This window comes from Burkholderia sp. HI2761 (assembly GCF_002223355.1).
Taxonomy (GTDB): Bacteria; Pseudomonadota; Gammaproteobacteria; order Burkholderiales; family Burkholderiaceae; genus Burkholderia.
Window position 1 is genome coordinate 203,453 of sequence record NZ_NKFN01000009.1, and the last position, 21,083, is coordinate 224,535.

The 21,083-nt window shown below is 65.5% G+C and carries 27 protein-coding genes and 1 pseudogene; 16 read left to right on the plus strand and 12 right to left on the minus strand.

Going from position 1 to position 21,083, the window contains the following annotated elements:
• Positions 1 to 80 precede the first annotated feature (80 nt).
• Both CFB46_RS32885 and CFB46_RS32890 read right to left on the minus strand, forming a co-directional pair.
• The gene (locus tag CFB46_RS32885) at positions 81 to 1,136 is read right to left on the minus strand and encodes an aldo/keto reductase (protein WP_027786404.1); all 1,056 of its coding nucleotides are present in this window, start codon (positions 1,134 to 1,136) and stop codon (positions 81 to 83) included.
• 70 nt (positions 1,137 to 1,206) lie between these two features.
• Entirely contained in the window at positions 1,207 to 1,797 is a 591-nt protein-coding gene (locus tag CFB46_RS32890; protein ID WP_027786405.1) for a flavodoxin family protein, read from the minus strand.
• A 117-nt stretch (positions 1,798 to 1,914) separates the two neighbouring features.
• Here CFB46_RS32890 and CFB46_RS32895 point away from each other — a divergent pair, with 117 nt between their 5' ends.
• Positions 1,915 to 2,820, plus strand: coding sequence for a LysR family transcriptional regulator (locus tag CFB46_RS32895; RefSeq protein ID WP_027786406.1), 906 nt, complete (start codon positions 1,915 to 1,917; stop codon positions 2,818 to 2,820).
• A 46-nt stretch (positions 2,821 to 2,866) separates the two neighbouring features.
• Here the strand turns inward: CFB46_RS32895 and CFB46_RS32900 are convergent, their stop codons facing one another.
• Genes CFB46_RS32900 through CFB46_RS32905 form a run of 3 tightly spaced genes read right to left on the minus strand, consistent with a single transcriptional unit; the run spans position 2,867 to position 4,300 of the window.
• A complete protein-coding gene (locus CFB46_RS32900; protein WP_027786407.1) occupies positions 2,867 to 3,232 on the minus strand; it encodes a hypothetical protein in 366 nt (121 codons plus the stop codon).
• A complete protein-coding gene (locus tag CFB46_RS35665; protein WP_256980743.1) occupies positions 3,229 to 3,357 on the minus strand; it encodes a hypothetical protein in 129 nt (42 codons plus the stop codon). Before CFB46_RS35665 ends, CFB46_RS32900 begins: the two co-directional genes overlap by 4 nt.
• Positions 3,358 to 3,406: 49 nt before the next feature.
• Positions 3,407 to 4,300: a LysR substrate-binding domain-containing protein gene (locus CFB46_RS32905; protein ID WP_027786408.1), complete on the minus strand. Its 894-nt coding sequence runs from the start codon at positions 4,298 to 4,300 to the stop codon at positions 3,407 to 3,409.
• A 168-nt stretch (positions 4,301 to 4,468) separates the two neighbouring features.
• Between CFB46_RS32905 and CFB46_RS32910 the strand changes: the two genes are divergently transcribed.
• The 5 genes from CFB46_RS32910 to CFB46_RS32935 all read left to right on the plus strand — a co-directional run bounded on the left by CFB46_RS32910 (position 4,469) and on the right by CFB46_RS32935 (position 8,450).
• Positions 4,469 to 4,999: a hypothetical protein gene (locus tag CFB46_RS32910; protein ID WP_027786409.1), complete on the plus strand. Its 531-nt coding sequence runs from the start codon at positions 4,469 to 4,471 to the stop codon at positions 4,997 to 4,999.
• Positions 4,992 to 5,318 carry a hypothetical protein gene (locus CFB46_RS32915; RefSeq protein ID WP_027786410.1) on the plus strand — a complete coding sequence of 109 codons (327 nt, stop codon included), beginning with the start codon at positions 4,992 to 4,994 and terminating at the stop codon, positions 5,316 to 5,318. Before CFB46_RS32910 ends, CFB46_RS32915 begins: the two co-directional genes overlap by 8 nt.
• Before the next feature lie 18 nt (positions 5,319 to 5,336).
• Positions 5,337 to 6,182, plus strand: a complete 846-nt coding sequence (locus CFB46_RS32920; protein WP_027786411.1) for an MBL fold metallo-hydrolase — start codon at positions 5,337 to 5,339, stop codon at positions 6,180 to 6,182.
• Between the two features lie 34 nt (positions 6,183 to 6,216).
• The gene (locus CFB46_RS36720) at positions 6,217 to 6,696 is read left to right on the plus strand and encodes a VOC family protein (protein WP_227789473.1); all 480 of its coding nucleotides are present in this window, start codon (positions 6,217 to 6,219) and stop codon (positions 6,694 to 6,696) included.
• A gap of 188 nt (positions 6,697 to 6,884) precedes the next feature.
• Positions 6,885 to 8,450, plus strand: coding sequence for a methyl-accepting chemotaxis protein (locus CFB46_RS32935; protein ID WP_027786413.1), 1,566 nt, complete (start codon positions 6,885 to 6,887; stop codon positions 8,448 to 8,450).
• 9 nt (positions 8,451 to 8,459) lie between these two features.
• On the opposite strand, the gene CFB46_RS32940 is transcribed toward CFB46_RS32935, so the two are convergent.
• Positions 8,460 to 8,867, minus strand: a complete 408-nt coding sequence (locus CFB46_RS32940; RefSeq protein WP_027786414.1) for a DUF3224 domain-containing protein — start codon at positions 8,865 to 8,867, stop codon at positions 8,460 to 8,462.
• A 71-nt stretch (positions 8,868 to 8,938) separates the two neighbouring features.
• Positions 8,939 to 9,919, minus strand: coding sequence for a helix-turn-helix transcriptional regulator (locus CFB46_RS32945; protein ID WP_027786415.1), 981 nt, complete (start codon positions 9,917 to 9,919; stop codon positions 8,939 to 8,941).
• Between the two features lie 99 nt (positions 9,920 to 10,018).
• Between CFB46_RS32945 and CFB46_RS32950 the strand changes: the two genes are divergently transcribed.
• From CFB46_RS32950 to CFB46_RS32955, 3 genes and pseudogenes are all read left to right on the plus strand, one after another.
• Positions 10,019 to 10,702, plus strand: a complete 684-nt coding sequence (locus CFB46_RS32950) for a glutathione S-transferase family protein (RefSeq protein WP_027786416.1) — start codon at positions 10,019 to 10,021, stop codon at positions 10,700 to 10,702.
• A gap of 261 nt (positions 10,703 to 10,963) precedes the next feature.
• A pseudogene (locus tag CFB46_RS36725) lies at positions 10,964 to 11,089 on the plus strand (acetoacetate decarboxylase); the annotation flags it as partial.
• Positions 11,090 to 11,132: 43 nt separating this feature from the next.
• Positions 11,133 to 12,389, plus strand: coding sequence for a saccharopine dehydrogenase family protein (locus tag CFB46_RS32955; RefSeq protein ID WP_027786417.1), 1,257 nt, complete (start codon positions 11,133 to 11,135; stop codon positions 12,387 to 12,389).
• A gap of 10 nt (positions 12,390 to 12,399) precedes the next feature.
• Here the strand turns inward: CFB46_RS32955 and CFB46_RS32960 are convergent, their stop codons facing one another.
• Complete coding sequence (locus CFB46_RS32960; protein WP_051421439.1) at positions 12,400 to 13,323, minus strand: LysR substrate-binding domain-containing protein; 924 nt, start codon at positions 13,321 to 13,323, stop codon at positions 12,400 to 12,402.
• A gap of 132 nt (positions 13,324 to 13,455) precedes the next feature.
• Between CFB46_RS32960 and CFB46_RS32965 the strand changes: the two genes are divergently transcribed.
• Positions 13,456 to 14,088, plus strand: a complete 633-nt coding sequence (locus CFB46_RS32965) for an FMN-dependent NADH-azoreductase (RefSeq protein ID WP_089502460.1) — start codon at positions 13,456 to 13,458, stop codon at positions 14,086 to 14,088.
• A gap of 20 nt (positions 14,089 to 14,108) precedes the next feature.
• Here CFB46_RS32965 and CFB46_RS32970 read toward each other — a convergent pair whose 3' ends face one another.
• Positions 14,109 to 14,618, minus strand: coding sequence for a LysE family translocator (locus CFB46_RS32970; RefSeq protein WP_080681421.1), 510 nt, complete (start codon positions 14,616 to 14,618; stop codon positions 14,109 to 14,111).
• Positions 14,619 to 14,702: 84 nt separating this feature from the next.
• On the opposite strand from CFB46_RS32970, the gene CFB46_RS35675 reads away from it, so the two are divergent.
• Together CFB46_RS35675 and CFB46_RS32975 are read left to right on the plus strand one after the other, a co-directional pair.
• Positions 14,703 to 14,996, plus strand: coding sequence for a hypothetical protein (locus tag CFB46_RS35675; RefSeq protein ID WP_143751685.1), 294 nt, complete (start codon positions 14,703 to 14,705; stop codon positions 14,994 to 14,996).
• Positions 14,977 to 15,309 carry a cupin domain-containing protein gene (locus CFB46_RS32975; RefSeq protein ID WP_089502461.1) on the plus strand — a complete coding sequence of 111 codons (333 nt, stop codon included), beginning with the start codon at positions 14,977 to 14,979 and terminating at the stop codon, positions 15,307 to 15,309. The genes CFB46_RS35675 and CFB46_RS32975 overlap by 20 nt, the downstream gene beginning before the upstream one ends.
• 171 nt (positions 15,310 to 15,480) lie before the next feature.
• Here CFB46_RS32975 and CFB46_RS32980 read toward each other — a convergent pair whose 3' ends face one another.
• Complete coding sequence (locus CFB46_RS32980; RefSeq protein WP_027786420.1) at positions 15,481 to 15,780, minus strand: H-NS histone family protein; 300 nt, start codon at positions 15,778 to 15,780, stop codon at positions 15,481 to 15,483.
• Positions 15,781 to 16,007: 227 nt separating this feature from the next.
• Between CFB46_RS32980 and CFB46_RS32985 the strand changes: the two genes are divergently transcribed.
• Positions 16,008 to 16,496 carry a RidA family protein gene (locus tag CFB46_RS32985; protein ID WP_027786421.1) on the plus strand — a complete coding sequence of 163 codons (489 nt, stop codon included), beginning with the start codon at positions 16,008 to 16,010 and terminating at the stop codon, positions 16,494 to 16,496.
• 41 nt (positions 16,497 to 16,537) lie between these two features.
• Here CFB46_RS32985 and CFB46_RS32990 read toward each other — a convergent pair whose 3' ends face one another.
• The gene (locus tag CFB46_RS32990) at positions 16,538 to 17,527 is read right to left on the minus strand and encodes an AraC family transcriptional regulator (RefSeq protein WP_027786422.1); all 990 of its coding nucleotides are present in this window, start codon (positions 17,525 to 17,527) and stop codon (positions 16,538 to 16,540) included.
• The gene (locus CFB46_RS32995) at positions 17,524 to 18,582 is read right to left on the minus strand and encodes an NAD-dependent epimerase/dehydratase family protein (protein ID WP_027786423.1); all 1,059 of its coding nucleotides are present in this window, start codon (positions 18,580 to 18,582) and stop codon (positions 17,524 to 17,526) included. The genes CFB46_RS32990 and CFB46_RS32995 overlap by 4 nt, the downstream gene beginning before the upstream one ends.
• Positions 18,583 to 18,830: 248 nt before the next feature.
• Here CFB46_RS32995 and CFB46_RS36180 point away from each other — a divergent pair, with 248 nt between their 5' ends.
• From CFB46_RS36180 to CFB46_RS33010, 3 genes are all read left to right on the plus strand, one after another.
• Positions 18,831 to 19,235 carry a hypothetical protein gene (locus CFB46_RS36180; protein ID WP_175888567.1) on the plus strand — a complete coding sequence of 135 codons (405 nt, stop codon included), beginning with the start codon at positions 18,831 to 18,833 and terminating at the stop codon, positions 19,233 to 19,235.
• 104 nt (positions 19,236 to 19,339) lie between these two features.
• Positions 19,340 to 20,392 (plus strand): ankyrin repeat domain-containing protein, encoded by a 1,053-nt coding sequence (locus CFB46_RS33005; protein ID WP_027786424.1) that lies wholly within the window; start codon positions 19,340 to 19,342, stop codon positions 20,390 to 20,392.
• A gap of 356 nt (positions 20,393 to 20,748) precedes the next feature.
• Complete coding sequence (locus tag CFB46_RS33010) at positions 20,749 to 21,000, plus strand: hypothetical protein (RefSeq protein ID WP_027786425.1); 252 nt, start codon at positions 20,749 to 20,751, stop codon at positions 20,998 to 21,000.
• The last annotated feature ends 83 nt before the right edge of the window (positions 21,001 to 21,083 follow it).

Consider the following 21,083-nt stretch of genomic DNA (forward strand, 5'->3'; position numbering starts at 1 on the left):
AGCGCGCATGCCGCGCACCCGCCTTGATACTGGCAGCTTCGCAACCGCCCGTGCCGACGCGACGACGAAGCGTCGCGGTCCTATTGCGACGCGGCGCGCGTGACCGGCCGGGGCAGCCTGCCCGCTTCCTGACGCGTGATCATCCAGCCGGGATAGCAGGGCGGCAACGCGCTCACGGCATCGAGACGCGCCAGTTCTTCGTCGGTCAGGACGGCGTCGACCGCGCCAAGGTTGTCGTCGAGCTGGTCGATCCGCTTGGCGCCGATGATGACGCTGGTGACTGCCGGCTTGGCGAGCAACCACGCGAGCGCGATCCGCGCGACCGAGACGCCATGCGCGCCGGCGATCGCGCGCATCTCCGCCACGCACGGCCAGACCCGATCCGGATCGACCGGCGGAAAATCGAAATGACCGCGCCGTGAACCTGCTTCGGTCGACGCACCGGGGCCGAACTTGCCCGACAGCAATCCGCCGGCGAGCGGCGACCAGACGAGCAGCCCCATCTGCTCGTCGACGGCGAGCGGAATCAGCTCGCGCTCCACGTCGCGCCCGGCGATCGAGTAGTAGGCCTGGAGCGTCTCGAAGCGCGTGGCGTGAAGCGCGGCACTCAGGCCGAGCGCCTTGCCGATCTTGCCCGCGCGCCAGTTCGACACGCCGACGTAACGGATCAGCCCCTGCCGCGTGAGATCGTCGAGCGCGCGCAGCGTCTCCTCGATCGGCGTGACGGGGTCGCTCGCGTGAATCTGGTACAGGTCGATATGGTCGACCTGGAGCCGTTCCAGGCTTCTCTGCACCGAATCCATGATGTGACCGCGCGACGCGCCCTGGTCGTTGGGGCCCGCGCCCATCACGCCGGCCGTCTTCGTCGCCAGCACGATCTCGTGGCGCGGGACGCCGATGTCTCGCAACGCCTGCCCGAGCACGCGTTCGGCTTGGCCGAAGGAATAAATATCGGCGGTATCGATGAAGTTGATGCCTGCGTCGAGCGCACGGGCAATCAAACGGTTCGCGTCGTCCTGGCCGACCGCGCCGATCGCCGCCCACATGCCGGCATCCGCGTTGCCGCCCAGGGTCATCGTGCCGAGGCACAGCTCGGAGACGTACAGGCCGGTGCGGCCCAATTGCTTGTATTTCAATGCAGCCCCCTTCAGAATCGGCCGGACACCAGGCGGGGCGTCGGCCGGTGGCGCCCCGCACGTCGGAATGTCAGTTGCCGCGCGATGTGCCGGCCCGCAACCGCGCGGCGATCGCCGCGACGCGGGCGCCATAGCGGCGGGCCGTTTCGAGATCGCCCGGCGACATCTCCTCGGGCGACGCATCGGCCGGCGTCTGCGCCATCGGCGCGATGTAGGCGCCCATGCGGTTCAGGTCGTCGCGCGTCGACGCTTTCAGGTTGGCCGGCTTGATGTCCATGCTGACCCAGATGCCGCCATGCTGTCCGGCCAGCAGGAAGAAGTATTCGAGCGTATTGAGCTTGTCGCCGTTAATGCTGGCGCTATTGGTGAAGCCGCCGAAGATCTTGTTCTGCCAGCCGCTGTCGAACCAGACCTTCGACGACGCATCCGCGAACTTCTTGAACTGCCAGCTCGGGCCGCCCATGTAGGTCGGCGAGCCGAACAGGATCGCGTCGGCGTCGGCCAGCGTGTTCCACGCGTCGTCGGCCAGGTTTCCGTCGGCATCGATCGCGACGAGTACGGCGCCGGCGCCGTCCGCGACGGCGGCGGCCATACGTTGCGTATGGCCGTAGCCGGAGTGGTAGACGACGACCGTTTTTACCGGCGGGTTGAGTTGATCCATGATGGTTTCCTTTCGTTTGGGGTTGTCGTTCAGACGACGTGGGAAACCACTCTACCGAGCCGCGATCGGGTTATAAACGACGGCAGATTGAACGTTCCGTTACTTTCCGGATGAACAATGCAGAACCTTGACGCGCTGTTGATTTTTGCCCGTGTCGCCGAAATGGCGAGCTTCACGCGTGCCGCCGAGAGCCTCGGTATTCAGAAAGGACGCGTGTCCATGGTCGTTCGCGGACTCGAACGGGACATGGGCGTCGCGCTCCTGCATCGGACCACGAGGCGCGTGCAGCTCACCGAGGACGGCCGCGCGTTCTATGCCCGTGCAACCGACCTGCTCGCCGAAGTGCAGGAATTGCAGTCGATGTTTTCGGGGCGCGGCACATCGTTGCGCGGCAGGTTGCGCGTGGACATGCCCACGGAACTGGCGCGCAGTGTCGTGGTGCCGGCGCTGCCGCAACTGATGGCCGCGCATCCGGATCTGGAGTTGGAACTTTCCAGTACCGACCGGCGTGTCGATCTCGTTCGGGAAGGGTTCGATTGCGTGATCCGGCTGGGCCCGATCGCCGACGAGACGCTGATTGCCCGACCGCTCGGCAGGCTGCGCATGACGAATGCGGCGAGCCCCGACTATTTGGCCCGGCATGGCGTGCCGCACACGCTCGGCGATCTGCACAGCCAGGGGCACAAGATGATCCACTACACGCTGACGCTCGGCGCGCGGCATCCCGGATGGGAATACCCGGACGGCGACGGCTATGCGTGGCTACCGTTGCCGAGCGCGATGCAGGTCAACAGTGTCCAGACTTATCATGCAGCGGGGCTGGCGGGCATCGGGCTGATCCAGGCCGGCTATTCGGCGCTCGCGCATCACATCGAGAGCGGCGCGCTCGTGGAGGTGTTGCCGGCCTTGCGTCCCGAGCCGCTTGCCGCGTCGCTCGTCGTCGCGCATCGGCGCAATCTTTCGCCGCGCGTGCGGGCGTTCATGGACTGGATCGGGGGCGTATTACAGCCCTACCTGGATTAGCTGAGAGGGGAGCGGTTCGACGTGCTGGCGGATGCGGCCGTTTGCGTTATGCGAACTTGCCGAAATCCACGGCTTCCCGGACGAATTTTCCGGTCGACAGCAGCGCTTGTTCGATGTCCGCGACGATGGCCCGATTGTCGACCGGCGCGGTGACGCACCATCCCCAGATATCGTCGTCGATTTCATAGTGACCGCGCGCATACGCCCAATAGCTGAAATAGCGGTCCTGCGACGAGGCGGCCTGCGGGTCGTCGAGGCCGTCCGGATGTGTGAGCCGGACGGAATGCAGCGCATCGCGCAGGATCGCGGCGATATCCGGAAAGTCGGCTGCGCGATGGTCGTCGAGTACCTCGACCAGCAGATCGCTACCGTGATACACCGGCCGAACCCGGAATCGAATCAGGCTCGTCATCGCTCGTTTTTCCGTTGCGATCCCGGCACGATCAGCACCACCGGAACATCGTCCGCGGCGGGAGACAATAGCGTGCCTTTCAGCGGGCCGGCCGGCCCGGGTGCCTCGATATCCGTCTGCATCATGCGTGAAAGGCCCTCCTGATTCGTGTAGCGATGAACATCGGGCACGGCATCAGCGCGCCGCGTCCCGCGCCTCGTCGAGCAACCATTCCGCAAACGCCCGCACCGGCGCCGCGCTCAATTCGATCGGCTCGGGAAGCACGAGGCAAAAGTTTTTCGTAATCGCTTTGCCGTCCGGCCAGGGTGCGACCAGCCGCCCTTGTGCAAGCTCTGTCCCGATGTAAAGGCGCGGCACCAGCGCGACACCGAGGCCGGCCAGCGCGGCCTCGATCAGCATCGAATGGAGATCGTATCGCGGGCCGACCGCCGAATTGGTCAGCGCGATGCCGGTTTCCTGCGCATAGAGCTGCCACGCGTCCGGATTCTGCCGCCGGTGAAGGCGCGGCAGCGCATCGAGCGACGGATTCGCGCCGGCGCGTTCGATGAGCGCCGGACTGCAGACGGGCACGAGCACCTCCTCCAGCAGCGGATGCCGATGCATGCCGGCCCAGGCCGGATGTTCGAAATGAATGGCGGCGTCGAATCCGCTGCCGGCCAGCAGGAACGGCTCCATCCGTTCGGCGATGTGCACGGTGACGTTCGGATGGCGCTCCTGAAAGCGCTTCAGCCGCGGGATCAGCCAGCGGGTCGCGAAGGTCGGGATCGCGGCGATGTCGATGCTCGCGCCTTCGACGGGCTGCCCCATCAGATACAGGCTGTCCCGTTCCAGCCGATCCAGAATCTCGCGCACCTGCACCGCGTATCGCGTGCCGTTGGGGGCGAGCCGCACGCGATTGCCGACGCGCTCGAACAGCGTCACGCCGAGGAACGCCTCCAGCCGGCCGATCTGGCGACTGACGGCGCCCTCGGTGCGCGCCAGCTCGTCGGCGGCGCGGGCGAAGCTGCCGTGTCGGGCCGCCGCCTCGAAGGCCAGAAGCGCGGAATTGCTCGGGATCTTGCGTCGCATCGGGGTCTCGCCGGTCGGGTGCATTCGACGGTCAGCTTGATCAAATATCACTGAAGGCTGACTTTAAGTCGATATCTCTGCGAAAAACAGCAGATTAGCATTACGTCACTGCACTGAATATCCCGCATTCGAAGCACAGGATGCTCATTCGTCACGAAGGACGATCCGATGATCTATACCGTTGAATGCAGTTTCGCCGACGCAGCCAGCGAAGCCGAATGGAACGACTTCTACAGCGTCGACAAGCTGCCGGCCCTCATCTCGGTGACCGGCTTTCATACGTCGCAGCGCTTCAGGGCGATCAGCGGCGGCTGCCCCGTTTATCTGGCCATTCACACGATCGACGGCCTCGACGTGCTGACCGGCGATGAATATCGACGCAAAGGCGGCGGCAATTTCGCGCGGTGGCAGCAGCACATCACCGACTGGCACCGCAACCTCTACAGCGATATCGGTCGTGCGCCGGCGGTCCATGCCGACGAACTGCTCCTGCTGAGCGCCAGCGGGCCCGACTCGCTGATCGAACTGGGCCTGAAACCGCTGGCCATGCAGGCCGTTGCACTCGAGCAGTGTCCGGCGCGCCGCTGGCTTGCGGTACTCCCCCGGCGCGATGCCCCGCTCGTCGACGACGTGCCGGCCGGCCTCGACCTGTACGCACCGATGACGGCGCAACTGACGAAGAAGAGCAGCGATGCCTAACGTGACGTTCCATATCGATGCGGAACGCATGCCGCCTGACGAGCGCCTCGCCGAACTGTCCGGCGACTGCATCGAACTCTGTACGGATGTCCTTCAGGCAGAAGTCGGGAACGTCCACGTCATTTACGTGGCGGTTCGGCATGGGTGCGGGCATCCCGTTTTCGCGGAAATCCAGTATCGCGTGGCGTCGTTCCGGCCGCCCGCGGTCATGAACGCGTTCATGGAAGCGCTGGATCGCGCCATCGTTCGTCGCACGGGGCTGAAGGCGCGCATCCGTTGCTTCGGTCATGCCGCGCCGAACCTTCACGCCCGAAACTAGCCACCGCGGAGAAGCATGATGTCCAACGTTACGTTTCCCGGCCAGCGCGTCGGGGATTTCACGATCACCGCGATCAGCGACGGCTACCTCACGGCCAGCCTCGATTTCCTGTCGAATATTGACGTGACCGACGCTGCCGCGATGCAGCGTGCGGCCGGGCAGCAGGAGCCGTCCGCCGTGCATATCAACTGCTACGTGGTGCGCGGCGCGGGCCGCACGATTCTTATCGACGCCGGGGCCGGTGGCATCAGGCAATGGGGCGGCCGCCTGCAGGACAACTTACGACTGGCCGGCATCGATCCTGTCGCTATCGACACCGTTCTGCTCACGCACGCTCATCCCGATCATGTCGGCGGGCTGGTGAATGCCGACGGATACGTTGCGTTCCCGAATGCGGAACTGGTCGCGCATCGACGCGAGGTCGAATTCTGGCGGGACGACGGCAATCTGAGCCACGCCAGCGAGCGCGCTCGCGGCAATTTCCGGATCGCGCGTCAGGTATTCGACGCTTACAGCGACGCGCTCCGGACGTTCGATGAAGGCGAAGTGCTCCCCGGCATTGCTGCCATACCGCTACCGGGGCATACCGACGGACATACCGGATACCTGCTCGAATCCGGCGATCAGGGCCTGCTCGTGTGGGGCGATATCGTGCATTTTCCGCACATCCAGATCGAACGGCCGGACGTCGCGATTGCATTCGATCAGGACGCGTCGCAAGCGGCGAAGACGCGTTCGCGGCTGCTCGACCGCGTCAGCTCGGAAGGGCTGTTGATCGCCGGCATGCATCTGGGCGAATCCGGCTTCGCGCGCATCAGGCGAACGAACGGCGAATACGGCCTGTTTTACGAAACCGACACCTGAAGTGAGGCACGTCAACGTGCGTGGTCGATACCGTATGCCCGCTTTGCAAGCTGCCGTTCGAGGAGGACAATCCAGCCTGAAATCTCGTCGGAGGTCGCACGTCATGGCCCCATTCCAGCCCGATGGATGGCATACCGTCACGCCGCGGATCGTCGTGCCCGATCCGCGCAACCTGATCGCCTTCATCCGCACGGTGTTCGACGCGGAAGGCGAATTCCGTACCGGTTTGCCTGCCGAGATCCGGATCGGCGACTCCGTCGTGATGATCAGCGGCGCAGACGGCCTGCGCGATCCGATGCCGGCGTTTCTGTACGTGTATGTCCAGGACACCGATGCCACCTATCGACGGGCGCTCGCGGCGCAGGCGATTCCGCTGGAAGCGCCCGCCGACATGCCGTACGGCGACCGGCGGGCGATGGTGAAGGACGCGTGGGGAAACGTTTGGCAGATCGCCACGCACCAGCGCGACCCGTCGGCCGACGAGATTCGTTCGAGGCTCGGCGACGGCGAGTAGCCGCGCTGCTTTCGCCTCCCTCTGTCGCAATCGTCAAGATTCGCGTCGCGTGCGGATAAAAGCCGCCCGTTCCCCGCGCCGTTAACCCGTTCGCAGCCCCGCGCCTGGTATTGCGCCACGGCGCGCGTCGTTCGTGTTCCGGAATTCACTCCGCCGCTGGCCGTGCCCGGCCGGCTCAAGGGAACGTCATGCGAAAACAACTCACTATCCGTGGTGGACTCGTCGCGACCATCGCCGGCTATACCGTGCTGCTCGTGCTGGTGGTCGGCGCCTGCATCGCGGCCCTCTACGTCGGCAACGGCTCGCTCGAGGCGATGTACCGCGACGACACCGCGTCGCTGCTGCACCTGAAGACCAGCTCCGAGCGGATGCTGGTGCTGCGCGAACGCATGAGCGACGTCGCGCAGATCATCAGCGCCGGCCAGCCCGCGAAAGAGGAAGTCGCGCAACTTCATTCGCTGCTCAAGCAGAGCAACGACGAACTGGATGCGTACACGCGTCTGCACGTGCGCGACGCCGGCGAGCAGGCGCTGTTCGACACGCTGCAGAGCCGCCGGCGCGCGCTGCTCGACCGCGTGTTCCTGAAGGCGCTGTCGCAGCTCGACGGCGACGACGCATTCAACTTCCTCGACACGCAGCGCACCGCGCCGCCTGCATTGTTCGCCGCCTACCAGACGGCGATCGACGCGCTCGAATCGTTCCAGGTCACGCGCCAGAAGGCCCGCTACGATGCGGCCGGCATACATTTCCACCGGATCGTGTGGGGGATGGGGGCGGTCGCGGTGCTGGCGCTCGTCGTCGGGTTCCTGGCGCAGCGCGTGCTCGCGAAGGCGATCATCGAGCCGATCAATCTCGCGGTCGAGCAGTTCGAAAAAATCTCGAAAGGCGACCTGACCGGCGCCGTCGTCGTCCCGGGCGAGAATGAAATGGCGTATCTGCTCAATGCGCTGAAGCGGATGCAGGACGGCCTCGTCGATACCGTAAGCCAGGTGCGCGCGAGCACCGAGACGATCGTCGGCGACGTGCGCACGATCGCGAGCGGCAACGTCGACCTGTCCGCGCGTACCGAGCAGCAGGCCGTGTCGTTGCAGCAGGCGGCCGCGAGCGTCGAGCAACTGACGGCGGCCGTGCGCCAGAACGCGGACAACGCGCGCGACGCGCGCACGTATGTCGAGGGCGCGGCCGGCATCGCGTCGCGCGGCGGCGAAGCGATGCAACGCGTCGTCGAGACGATGTCGGAGATTTCGCACAGCTCCACGCGCATCTCCGGCATCGTCGGCGTGATCGAGAGCATTGCGTTTCAGACGAACATCCTCGCGTTGAACGCCGCGGTCGAAGCCGCGCGCGCGGGCGAGCAGGGGCGCGGGTTCGCGGTCGTCGCGACCGAGGTGCGCGGGCTCGCACAGCGCTGTGCGGCCGCGGCGAAGGAAATTCGCGACCTGATCGGCCATTCCGCGCGACGCGTGGAAGACGGCAGCGGCCTCGTCGACCGGGCCGGCTCGGCGATGGCCGAACTCGTCGCGGCGGTCGAGCGTGTGAACGCGATCATGGGCGAAACCAGCCAGGCATTCGACGAGCAGTCGTCGGGCATCGAGCAGGTGAATGCCGCGGTGATCCAGATGGAGCAGACGATGCAACGCAATGCCGCGCTGGTCGAGGAAGCGGCGGCCGCGGCGCTGTCGCTCGACGAACAGGGCGCGCGGCTGAGCGCGGCGGTCGCACAGTTCCGTCTGCGCGACGCGGCGCTCGCGTGACGTGCGGGCTTATTGCGGCGCGTCCGGCAACGCGTAGTCGAAGCGGTACGCGTGCTGGCCGTTGTCGATGTCGATGAGCATCGCGCCGGAGAGCCCGAGCAGTTCGTCCGTTCCGGAATCGGGCACGACCGTGATCGACTGCGTCGGCTGCCCGCGCGTCATCGTGGAGCTGTGCTGCAGGACGAAGCTGCCCTTGCGTCCACCGAGCACGCCTTCGACGGTTTCCATCGCCACGTAGCCGGCCGAACCCTGAACGCTGCTGCGAAACGCGAGCATTTCTCCGTGGCTGACGGCTTCCAGATCGCCGTGAAATTGCTTGTCCAGCGACATGCGGCCGAGCCCGCTGCTTTCCGCGACGTGACTCAGGGGTTCCGGATTCAGCTTCACTTCGAACGGACCGCTGGCCTGCAGTTTCATGACTGTTCTCCTCGTCGAATGGGAATCGGCACTATAAGCCAACGCCGTCGACGGCGGCCGGTCGCGGCGCGTCAATCGTCGCCGGATCGATAAAGCGCTTTCAACTGCGACAACTCGTCGATGAATCGATCCTTGAGCGCCTGCGGCCCGAGGATCCTCACCTGTGCGCCGTACCCCAATAGCTTGCGTGCACCGTGCTCGATCGATTCGATCGGCATCAGGAGCGCTTTCCATCCCGCCGGGACATCCGGGCTGCCCGCGTCCGGCGATACCGGTGCGGTTTCGATCCGCGCGTTGGCCAGCCAGGTTTCGGCGCGCGGCGACACGGCGATATGGGCGGTCAGCCGATAGAGATCGGCCTCGTACCGGCTCATCGCGTCACGCCAGTGCGCGGCGAGATCGAATCGCGCGGGGCGCCTGAAACGGCGGTGCGTCGCTTCGAGTTCGCGGATGTTCGCCAGCCGGAAGGTGAGCGCGCCGGCCTTGCCGGCCACCCGGGCAACCAGGTACCAGGCGCCGCCCTTGAGCACGAGGCCGAGCGGCTCGAGCGCGCGCCGGGACATGCCGCGCCAGCTTTGGTACTTCACGTCGATACGGTACGCACCCCACACCGCATCGGCGACTTCGCGCAGAAATTCCGGCGTTTCCTGCGCGCGGTACCAATCCACGGTATCGACATGCAGCCGGCTGGCGACGCGATCGGCCCGTTCGCGCGCGCCCGGCGGCAGGCTGGCGATCATCTTCAGCCGTGCCGAGGTTGCCATGCCGTCGAGGCCCAGTTCGCTCGCCGGGCCGGGCAGGCCCGCGAGAATCAGCGCATGCGCCTCGTGCTCGGTGAGCCCCGTGAGATCGGTGCTCCAGCCGTCGCGCAACTGAAAGCCGCCATTGCGGCCGCGATCGCCCCAGATCGGCACGCCGGCCGTCGACAATTGGTCGATATCGCGCAGGATCGTGCGCTCGGACACCTCCAGCGCTTCGGCCAGCGCCGGCGCGGTCATCCGGCCGCGCGCTTGCAGCATCATCATGATCGACAACAGGCGGCTCGCTTTCATACACGGCACGTTACCGCAAATACATGACATCGGGTGTCGTGTTTTCACGCTTATGCTTTGTGGCATCCCCGATCCGTTCCGTCGAAGCGAAGACACATCATGAAAATCATTTCAGGACCGCTGAGCATGTTCGGCGCCAAGGTCGAGATTGCGGCGCACGAGAAGGGCATCGATTTCGAGCTGGCGATGGCGCCGTTCAGCCAGCAACGCGGCTACGACCCCACGCATCCGGATGTATTGCGGATCAACCCGAGGCGCCAGGTGCCGGTGCTGATCGACGGCGCGCTGGAGATTTTCGATTCCACGCAGATCTTCGAGTACTTCGAGGACCTGCAGCCGGAACCTGCGTTGTGGCCGGCGCAACCGGCGGCACGCGCCGTTGCGCGTCAGCTCGAACATGGCAGCGACGAGATCTATTTTCCGCACATCGTCCGGCTGATGGGGCTTGAAGCAACGCCGGACGATCCGGCGGCACGGGCCGCGCGCGCCGAAGCGGCACGATACTATCGGCGCATGGAGCATGTGCTCGCGGATCGCGCATTTCTGGCGGATACCTATTCCTATGCCGATATCGCGTTCTACATGGCGCAGTTGTTTGGCGCGCGCAAGGGGGCGCCGATGACCGGAGAGACGCCCAACCTGCTCGCGTGGCGTGACCGGATGACGGCGCGTCCGGCGGTGCGGAAAGTGGCCGGTGCGATGGTCGCGTATCTGGCGTCGATCGGGGAAGCGGTGCCCGATTTTCTTTGCGAGCTCGATCGGCCACGCCCGCCAGCCCCATGATCGGGCGACGAAACGGCTGCGGCCATCGGGCCGCGCCGCCGCAGTCCGACATATTCCTCTACTCGTCGCCTTGACCTTGAAGTTGACTTGAAGCTTAGAGTGCTTGCTGACGGCGGCGAATCGGCAGGCTTCGGATCTCGCCTGCCACGGTCGATCATCGACGAGGGGCAACGGACATGGACAGGCGTTTTATACAGGTCGAATTCGGGCCGCACACGGTCGACGTGCCCGAGGGCGGGGGCTACGACCGGTCCCGGATGAAGCCAGTTGCTCGACGGGCTCGGCGCATCCACGATCATGCGTCTCGACGTGGTCGAGGATGCGCAACGGGTCCTGAATCTGCCGACGCCTTCAAGGGCCTTCGATGAACCCGGAAAGCCACGCTAACGATACGGATGCGTGCGACCTGCGCGCACGGAAGGAGTCGTCCATGCCCCAACCGACCTACGATCTCGTCGTATTTGGCGCCACCAGCTTTGTCGGGCAGATATTGGCACGCTATCTGTCCGACTATCTGTCGGCCGCCGGTACCGACGACACGCTGCGCTGGGCGATCGCGGGCCGGTCCGACGCGAAGCTCAGGCAGGTCAGGGATACGCTCGGCGCGGCCGGGCAATCCGTGCCGATCATCGTCGCCGATGCAGCCGACGAAACGCAGCTTCGGGCGCTGTGCGCGCAAACGCGGGTGGTCGTGTCCACCGTCGGCCCCTACGCGCTGTACGGAGAGCCGCTGGTCAGGGTCTGCGCGCAAACCGGCACCGACTACTGCGACCTCACCGGCGAGACGCAGTGGATCAGGCGGATGATCGACAAGTACGAGCCCGCGGCCCGGCAATCGGGCGCGCGCATCGTGCATTGCTGCGGCTTCGATTCGGTGCCGTCCGACATGGGTGTGTTCTTCCTGCAGCAAGAGGCGCGGCGGCAGTGGGGCGCGCCGGCCGCTCACGTGACGATGCGCGTCAAAACGCTGAAGGGCGGTGCGTCGGGCGGCACCGTGGCCAGCGTGATCAACGTCGTGCGCGAAGCGGCGGCCGATCCGGCATTGCGTCGGGAACTGCTCGATCCTTATTCGTTGTGTCCGCAACGGCATGGTTTCACGGTACGGCAGCATGCGGTTCGCTCCGCCGAATTCGATCGCGACTGCGATGCGTGGATCGCGCCGTTCGTGATGGCGGCGATCAACGAGCGCGTCGTCCACCGCTCCAATGCGCTGGCTGGCGATGCGTACGGCAGCCGCTTTACCTATGACGAAGCCGTGATGACGGGCGCGGGCCTGAAGGGGCGCATGATCGCGCTGACGATGGTGGCGGGCCTCGGCGCGTTCATGATCGGTGTCCTCATCGGGCCGGTGCGCGGCCTGATGCAGCGCTTCCTGCTGCCGAAGCCGGGCGAGGGGCCGAGCATCGACGCCCAACAGGCTGGCCGCTACGATTTGCGCTTCTTCGGCCGCGCCGACGACGGGCGAACCTTGCGCGTGAAAGTCACCGGCGATCGCGATCCCGGCTACGGCTCCACCGGCAAGATGCTCGGCCAGGCCGCGATCGGTCTCGCGCTCGATTGCAGCCGCGACGGCGTGAAGACCGGGCGCGGCGGCGGTTTCTGGACGCCCGCGACGATGTTCGACGAACGCTATATCGAGCGTCTGGTTCGCCATGCCGGGTTGCGTTTCGAGGTGATTCGAACGTAGTTCGCGCCAGCTATTCGAGCCGGGCGGGGGCGTCATGGATGCCCCGCCCGCCGGTACGCTCGCGGCCGCGCTTGCCCGCGCCCGTGCGGGCAGCCGTTTCGTCCAGAATCGTCGCGGCGAATTCGGCGGCCGCCGGCATCCGCGCGTCGTGCATCATCACGAATTCCATCTCCGGCAGTGCCGGCAAACCTTCGGGCAAGCCCAATTCGCGGAGCGTGTCGTCGATCGCGCTGCGCGGCACGGGCGCGATCGCGATGCCGGCCCGTGCGAAGGTCCGGATGCCTGTCACGCTCGGGCTTTCGCACGCGATCCGGTAGCGCATGCCGGCCAGCGCGAGCGCCTTGATGGCGGCGCCGCGGTACGGGCACGGATCGGGGAAGCACGCGAGCGGCACGTCGCCTTCCGGAAGCGGCTCGTGGCGCGCGAACGCCCAGACGAGCGGCTCGTGCGACAACGTCGCGCCGTGGCCCGAGTGCGAGCACCGGCTGCCGATCACGAGATCGAATTCGCCGTTGGCGTGCCGTCGAAACAGGCTGTCGCCGATGTCGACGGCCAGATCCATCCGCAGGCCGCGCCGCGCGGCGCCGTGGCGGCGCATCAGGTCCGCAAGCCAGCCGCCTGCAAAGTCCTCCGACACACCGATCCGCAGTTTGACGTCGACGGCGTCACCCGTTCCCAGCCGGGCTCGAGCTTCCTCGCTCAGATTGAGCATCGCGCGCGCGTAGCCGAGCAGCGTCTCGCCATGCGCGGTCAGCGTGACGCTGCGCGTGTTGCGCACGAGCAGCGCCTGCCCGACCTGTTCCTCGAGGCGAACGATCTGCGCGCTGACCGCGGACTGGCTGAGGTTCAGCCGCCGCCCGGCGCGGGTGAAGCTGCACACGTCGGCAACCGCCACGAAGGTATGAAGCAGCGACGTGTCGAGAGGAGGATTCATTCATCACCAATCCGGGTTAATTCGATCAATTAATATCGTTTCCGGATTATAGGCTGCCTGGATAGGCTGTGAAGCGCGGTGGGCGAGCGCGCATTGGGCGCGCCGTCGTCACCCTTGGCAAGGACCGGCGCCATGACACGCGTTCTCTATATCGAAGGCTCACCCAACAAGGCCTATTCGGCGTCCATCGAGGTGTGCGATGCATTTCTCGACGCGTACCGGCATGCCCATCCCGATCACGAGATTCGGAAGCTCGATATCTGGGATCTGCCGATGCCCGAATTCGACGGCGCCGCGCTGGCCGCGAAATATGCCGGGCTGAGCGGCACGGCGTTGACGCCGGAGCAGGCGGCGGCGTGGCGGCAGATCGAACGGCTCGCGGCGCCGTTCCACGAAGCGGACAAGTTCCTGTTCGGCGTGCCGCTGTGGAATTTCAGCATTCCGTACAAGCTCAAGCACCTGATCGACGTGATCTCGCAGAAGGATGTGTTGTTCACGTTCGACGCAGCGGGTTTTACCGGCAAGCTGGCGGGGAAAAAGGCGGCGGTGGTCTATGCTCGCGGGCTCGCCTACCAGTCGCCGGGGTCGTTTACGCCGGCCGCCGAGTTCGATCTGCAGCGCCCGTACATGGAAAGGTGGCTCAAGTTCGTGGGCGTGACGGACGTCGCCGGGATCGTCGTCGAGCGCACGTTGTTCGGTGCGGACGGGAAGGTCGATCGGAGCCGCGCGATCGACGAGGCACGGGCGACGGCGCGCGCGTTCTGAGGCCGCCGCGCCATTAAGCGTCAGCGCCCGCCGTGTGCGATGGCGAGCGCGACGCCGAAGCCCACCAGCAGGCATCCGAACGTGCGATCGATCCAGTGCCGTAGCGACAGCAGGCGATCGTGGACCGCCGTGGCCGAGAAACAGAGCGCCACGAGGCTGAACCAGCCGGCATGGGCGGCCGCGATGAACACGCCGTAGCCGATCTGCACGATCAACGGCGTGTCGGGCCGGACTGCCTGCATGAACAGGCTGACGATGAACACCGTGGTTTTGGGATTCAGCGCATTGGTCAGGAAGCCCGTGCGTAACGCGGCGAGATCGGACAGCGGCGCCACGGCGGTATCGGCTTGCACGCCGCCGGCTTTCGCCATGAGCATCTTTGCGCCGAGGTAGATCAGGTAGATCGCGCCGATCAGCTTGACGGTATCGAAGAGCCACGGCGACTTGCCCCGGACCATATTGTCGCTGATGGAACAAACGCTACCTCGAATCGAAATAAAGAATGAATGGACTTCCCGACGCTTGCTCATGCCGGCCAGCGAATGGAGAATGCATCGATCGACGCACGCCCTGCAAGCAGGATGCCGAATTGCCGGGCGAACGTTCGAGGCTGATTGCCCTGGCTCGACGTTGCAGCGGCCGGCAGGATGTCGACCGGCTTTTACCGAAAAATCGCGCGGGATGGCACGCGCGTCGCCAACGGAATGCCGATGCGTGCTTTATCGCTGCAACGAATGAGCGCCGGTGAAGTCGCCGTCATTCTTCATCTTTTTGACACGGCTTTTAACGACGCACGGGCAAACCAGGGCGACGCCAGGCTGCAGCGAATATTTCCCGTTGCCTTTAAATCCGCATCCTTTACCCGAAGAGCAATGACGAGGCGAAGCCATGCAACTTCAAACCGGTAATTTATTCGACGTCGAAGGGCGGCGCGGCGGCGACGAGCGAATCGACATGCTCGTCACGGGCCCGGGCGTGAACGTCGAGCGAATCGTATCGATGGGGCATGCGAGCCCGGACGGGTTCTGGTATGACGACCCGCGGGCCGAATGGGTTGTGCTGCTGTCCGGCGCGGCCGTGCTTGAATTCGAAGAGAATGCGACGCGGCTCGATATGCGCGCCGGAGATTACGTGCTGATCGAGCCGCATTGCCGTCATCGTGTCGCATGGACGCATGACGACGTGCAAACCGTCTGGCTTGCCATCTATTACGAACGCTGAAGAAAGGATTGGCGTGCGGCACGATCGGTGGACTGACCGATGCGCGACACGCCGATCGGGCAAAACCTCGTCAACCGGAGCGGCTTTGAAATACCGCCGGTATCGATGCCCCAATCAATGCCCAAATTGCCGGCCAGCGTGTTGAATCACGCGCCGGGCCATGCGGGAATCTTATTCCTGGATCAGGAATCGATTGCGATTCTTCGCATCCTTGATCCATGCGGGCGCGCGACCGCGGCCCGACCAGGTCGCCCCGGACTTCGGATCGCGATACTTTGCCTGCACGGGAGCGCCCGCCTGTTTGGCCGGCCGACCGCGGCGCGTACCGAAAATGTCTTTTTCGGTAATGCCGTATTCCGCGACTTTGGTGCGGATGTCGTCGACGATCGCCTGGAATTCAGCGGCACGCGCTGCTTCGGCTTTCTCGGCCAAAGCATCCATTTGAGCTTTCAGTTCCTTGTAAGTTGCCATATATCACTCTTCAGGTTGTGTCCATACATGATAGCGGTTTCAATCGGAAATGACGAAGAAAATTGCTCCGACTACGAATTCCATTGCCGATATGGCAATGCACGACTGCTTCGAACACCTGAGAAGTGGTTTGTCTGGATCGTTTGCGTCCGATCTTCTCATGCGGGACAAGCTTTGGAGACTCAATTATTCTTTATCTTTTTTCAGAGGGATTGGGGAATTCACTGATGAACAGGGATGACAAACTGAAACAGGTCGCAGCCGAATTCGGATTCGATCCAGACGAAACGATCAGGATCGGCGGAAAGTACACGCCCGTCCTGGTCGACGGAAGAACCGCCTACGTCGCCGGCCAGGTTCCGCGAATCGGGGAAGTCGTGCATTTCGTCGGCATCGTGGGCGAATCCGTTTCACTGAATGACGGCCGCCGCGCGGCCGGCATTTCCGCACTGCGCGCGCTGGCGCTGATCCGCAAGCAGTGCGGCACGCTCGATGCGATCGCGACGGTGCCGCGCATGACCGTGTACGTGCGAAGCGCGCCCGGCTTCACGATGCAGAGCGAGGTGGCCGACGGCGCGTCGGACGTGTTGTACGCGGTGCTCGGCGACGCCGGCGTCCATACGCGTTCGTCGGTCGGCGTGCTGCAATTGCCGAAGGGCGCATCGGTCGAAGCCGATTTCATTTTCGGGCTGAATCGCAGCGGCGCCACTGCCTGACCCAGAATGGCCGCGTGGGCGGACGGGCCGCGTTGCGTCGATCACCGCGCCGTCCGCGAACGGGCCGCTTCGGGCGTCATCCCGGTCCATTCATTGAAGGCACGGAAGAACGAATTCGGATCCTGGTAGCCGAGCAGGAAGGCGATCTGACCGTAGGGCAGGGCCGAGCGATCGAGGTAGTGCCACGCGAGCTTCTCGCGAACTTCGGCCAGCAAGGTTTTGAAGTTCGCGCCTTCGTCGCCGAGTCGCCGCTGCAAGGTCCGCTTGCTGATCGCAAGCGTTTGCGCGACGCCGTCCGCGGTGGCGAGCCCGCCCGGAATCAATTCGAGTAGCGCCGCGCGCACGCGCTCGACGATGCCGGCCTCGGCCGACAGCGCATCGAGGCGGCGGCGCAGGTCGGGCTCGAAGATCTTCCACATCGCATGGTTCGCGGTCACGAACGGACGCCGCGCATCCTGCAGCGCGATGCTCACGGAAGGCGCATCGCCGTACCGCGGCGTCACGCCGAAAAAGTGCGCATAGCCGGGATCGAGGCCGACGTCGCACGGCAGCGTGACGGCGTGCGCCGGCAGCTCGGTGCGGGTCGCCAGGCGCGCGAGTTTCACGAAGAAGCCGAGTTCGGCCGCGACCAGCATGCCGGGCGGCGGCACGTCGCGCTCCAGGAAGTCGACGGCGAGGGTGAGCGCGTCGGCCTCGTGCGACACGTGCAACCGGATCGGGCCGATCAGCGGCTTGAACTGGCCGATGCGCCGGATCGCGATCTCCAGGTTCGGGCTGCACAACGCGGCGAACAGCGGCGGATCGAAGGTTTCGACGGAGAGCAGATCGAGGATGCGCAGCGCGACGGCCGGCGCATTCGTCATGTCTTCCATCGCACGCCACAGGCGGAAGTATTCGCGGGTCGTCAGCCCGTTCTCCGGCCGCGCGAACAGATCGGCGGGCAACCGCGCGCGCCGCAGCAGTTCGTCGACGCGCAGGCCGAGGTCGACCATCACGACCCGCCAGCCCGGCGAAATCGCGAAGCGGTTCATCGCCGCAATTGCCCGGTTTCGACGAGCTGCTGAAAGAAGTCGTTCATCGACTCGGCGAGCGGGCGATAGCGGATGCCCAGCTCGTTGCGGCTGCGGCTGTTGTCCGCGCGCCAGGGCAGGCCGACGTTGCGCGCGATCACGCGGCGCGTCACGCTCTTGTTCGCGAGCGGGCCGACCAGCCACACCAGCCACTTCGGCAGGATGCGTCGCGGTATCGGATAGTCGGCGCCATACCGTTCCAGCAGCGTGGCGGCTATCGCCGGCAGGTTCGTGTCGTGCGCCGATACGATGTAGCGGCCACTGGCGCTCGGCAGAAACGCCGCGCGCAAATGCGCGTCGGCCACGTCGCGGACATCCACCGCGCCGATGCCGAGATCCGGCACGCCGGCCTTCATCGCGCCGTTGCCCATCTGCCGCACGATCTCGAAGCTTTCCGACGTCGCGTACGGATTGATGCCGGGCCCGATCACGAGCGACGGATTGATGGTGACGAGATCCCAGCGTTGCTGCTGGCGGGCGATCCGCCACGCTTCGCGCTCGGCGACCGTCTTCGAATACGAATAGGGTTGATGGGCCAGCGACGAACTGGTGTTCCAGATTGCTTCGGTGAACCTACCGTCGGGCGTCGCGGCGAGATCGGCGTTGTCGCCGTAGATCGCCGCGCAACTGCTGGTCAGCACGACGCGCCGCACCGACGGTGTGCGATTGGCCGTCTCGAGTACGTTGCGCGTGCCGAGCAGCGCCGGATCGACCAGCTCCTTCTGCGGATCGCGAACGGTGACCGTGAATGGCGACGCGGTATGGAACACGATCCCGCAACCCGCCATCGCGTCCTCGTACGACCCGGGTTCGAGCAGGTCGGCGCGGAAGTAGCGGATCGTGCCGGGCTTGCCGGCCGCGATGCGCTGGAGATGCCTGAGCTTGTCCGGGCTGTCGGGGTCGCGAACGGCTGCATGGACCGTCAGGCCGGCCTCGAGCAGCCGTTGCACGAGCCAGCCCGCGACGTATCCGGTTGCGCCGGTCACCATGACGGGCAGGTCGGTATCGATATTCATGGACGGGATTCCGTGGCGGAGAGGATGCGCCATGATGCCGCCTTTTGCGCGCCACTTCACTCGCAAAGCGCGCCAATCGACATGCAGGGGACGACAGGCGACGCGATGCCGGCCGCGTGCGGCGATGCTCGGGATCGCTGACGGATCCGGATACGGCGACCGCACCGCGCGCCGGTTTGCCGGCGGCCATTGACGCGTCGCGCCGTGTCCGATTACGCTCCTCTCCGATCTCATTCCGGGGACGATCGATGAACGACGACGCGACAGAACGGGTGATCGAACTCGCCCGGCACGTAATCGGCTACATGCAATCCGCTTTTCCCGGCTGGCGCGAAGTTTACGTGTGCTTCAGCGCACCGGGCGACGCGCAGTACGGCGTGCGTGCGTCCTATGCGACGGCGACCGGCGTCGAGCTGGTTTCGACCATGGAGCATCGGGATTTGATCGGCGGGATCATGCGCATCGGGCCGCAACTGCGCGACGCGCTCGCGAACGACGGCAGGAAATTCCGCGCCGCGCTGTTTCGCGCCAATGCCCGGTTTTCCTATCGAATGGATTACGACTGGAACGACGCCGCACGCTGGAACATCACGAAGCTCCGCGGCGCATCCGGCCGCCCGGAGGGGCTGGAGGCGCTGGAGCCGCTGGACTGACGGATGCGGCCGGTTGCACGCGCACCGGCAACGAACGCAAAACCGCGTTATCACTTTGACGAATGGCCGACGATACGGACGCGATCGAAGGCAGGAGAGCCGCCATGCCGAAAGCAAAAAAGAAGCTGCTGCCGAAGGACTTCGACGCGCTGCTCGACGAAGGCGACGTTGCGAAGCTTCAGGCGGTGTTCGACACCTGCGACGTGAATGCACGCGGCGGGCCGAGCAAGCGGACCGCGCTGTCGTTCGACCGGTGTCCCGACGATCTCGCGCGCTGGCTCGTCGCGCACGGCGCGGATATCGGCGCGGCCGATGCGTACGGCAACACGGCATTGCACGCGCGGGTGCAATGCCGGCGCAGCCGCTTCGACGTGCTGCTCGAACTCGGCGCGGACGTTCACGACGACGGTGCGTCGATCGGCACGCCCCTGCATGCGGCGGCCGACTCGCGTCATGCATCGTCCGCGCGCCTGCTGCTCGAGCACGGCGCGCGCGTCGATGCATTGAACCGGGACGGACAGACCCCGCTCGAGCGCGCATTGCGCACCTGCGGCAACGCGGATCTCGAGCACATGGTGGCGCTCGCCGACGTGCTGCTCGACGCAGGTGCGGCGAAGACGCCGCAAATGCAGGCCAGCGTCGCCGAAATCGGGGAGCGTTTCGAGTTCATGCGCGAGCGCTACAACCCGCAGGAGGTCGATGCGGCGAGCGCTGCGCTGGACCGGCTCTACACGCTGTTCGACGTGCCTCCGGCGCCGCGTCGTCGGCTGCACGACGGCCGGTCGCCGATCGTCGTCGCGGCCGGAACCTGGCAGCAACAGCATCAGGCGTTGTGGACGCAACTGGTGCCGGGAACGGGGCACGCGGCGACGGTGCAGGGCGAACTCATCCGGATCTCGGGCCGCATCGCGCATGAACTCGACCACAACGGCGGCTGCAACTGGGACGCCGATTTCAGGAAGATGGCCGATGCGTTCGCGGCGATCGTGCGCACCGGCACGTCGCTGCCGGCGGCCGATTTGTCAGACATGGAGGCCGTCGTGCAGGACGTCAAGCGGCAATCCGGCGACCCGGCGCAACTGTGCCGGCTCGCGGTGGCGTGGGTACGCCTGAACCCCGATCCGCTCGAACTCGCGCCGCCGCCCTATCGCCGGTAGCGCGCGGCAGCGTCACCGCGCAGCGCCGGCCGGCCACCCCATGCCGGCCGTTTCGGCGCCTCGTCGTTTCCGGACGTCATCACCCGGCCCATATCGGCCGGCATCCCCACTTTTGGGGATGCCGTCGCCGGGCCGTACGCCTACGATGGACGACGAGGCACCGGGACCGGATGTCGCCAGAACACTCGAACAGGTCCGTCGTTCCTTCGTCGATCTCTGTGCGCGCTCGCACACTTGATTGACACGGTCGTCGCGTACGCTGATGCGCAACGTGTGCGGTGCGTCGTCGGCGCCGCGGACGATGGCGCGTTGATGACGGAAGGCCTTACGTCGTATTTCGGGGAATTTCAATCAATATGCTCGCACGAGACTATGTGGAACGTGAGCTCTCTCACATCCAGAGAATGGTGGCGCTGCTGGACAGCGAGACGGACGTCGACGATGTGTCGATGTCGGGCGCGGGGCGCGTCCGGCATCCGAGATACTGGCGCGGGCGTATCGAGGCGCTGCTGTCGACCCCCGACGTGCCGCGCCACGTCAGAAAGCTGAGCGAAACGGTGCTCGCGAAGATCGACGAGATGGAAGTGCGGTTCGCGACGATGAAGTAAGTGCATCGTCGGGCCGGGCAGCGAAACGCGTTTCATCGCATCGTCGGCCGCGTCCCTTTATCCGGATGCCGTCACGTCGATCG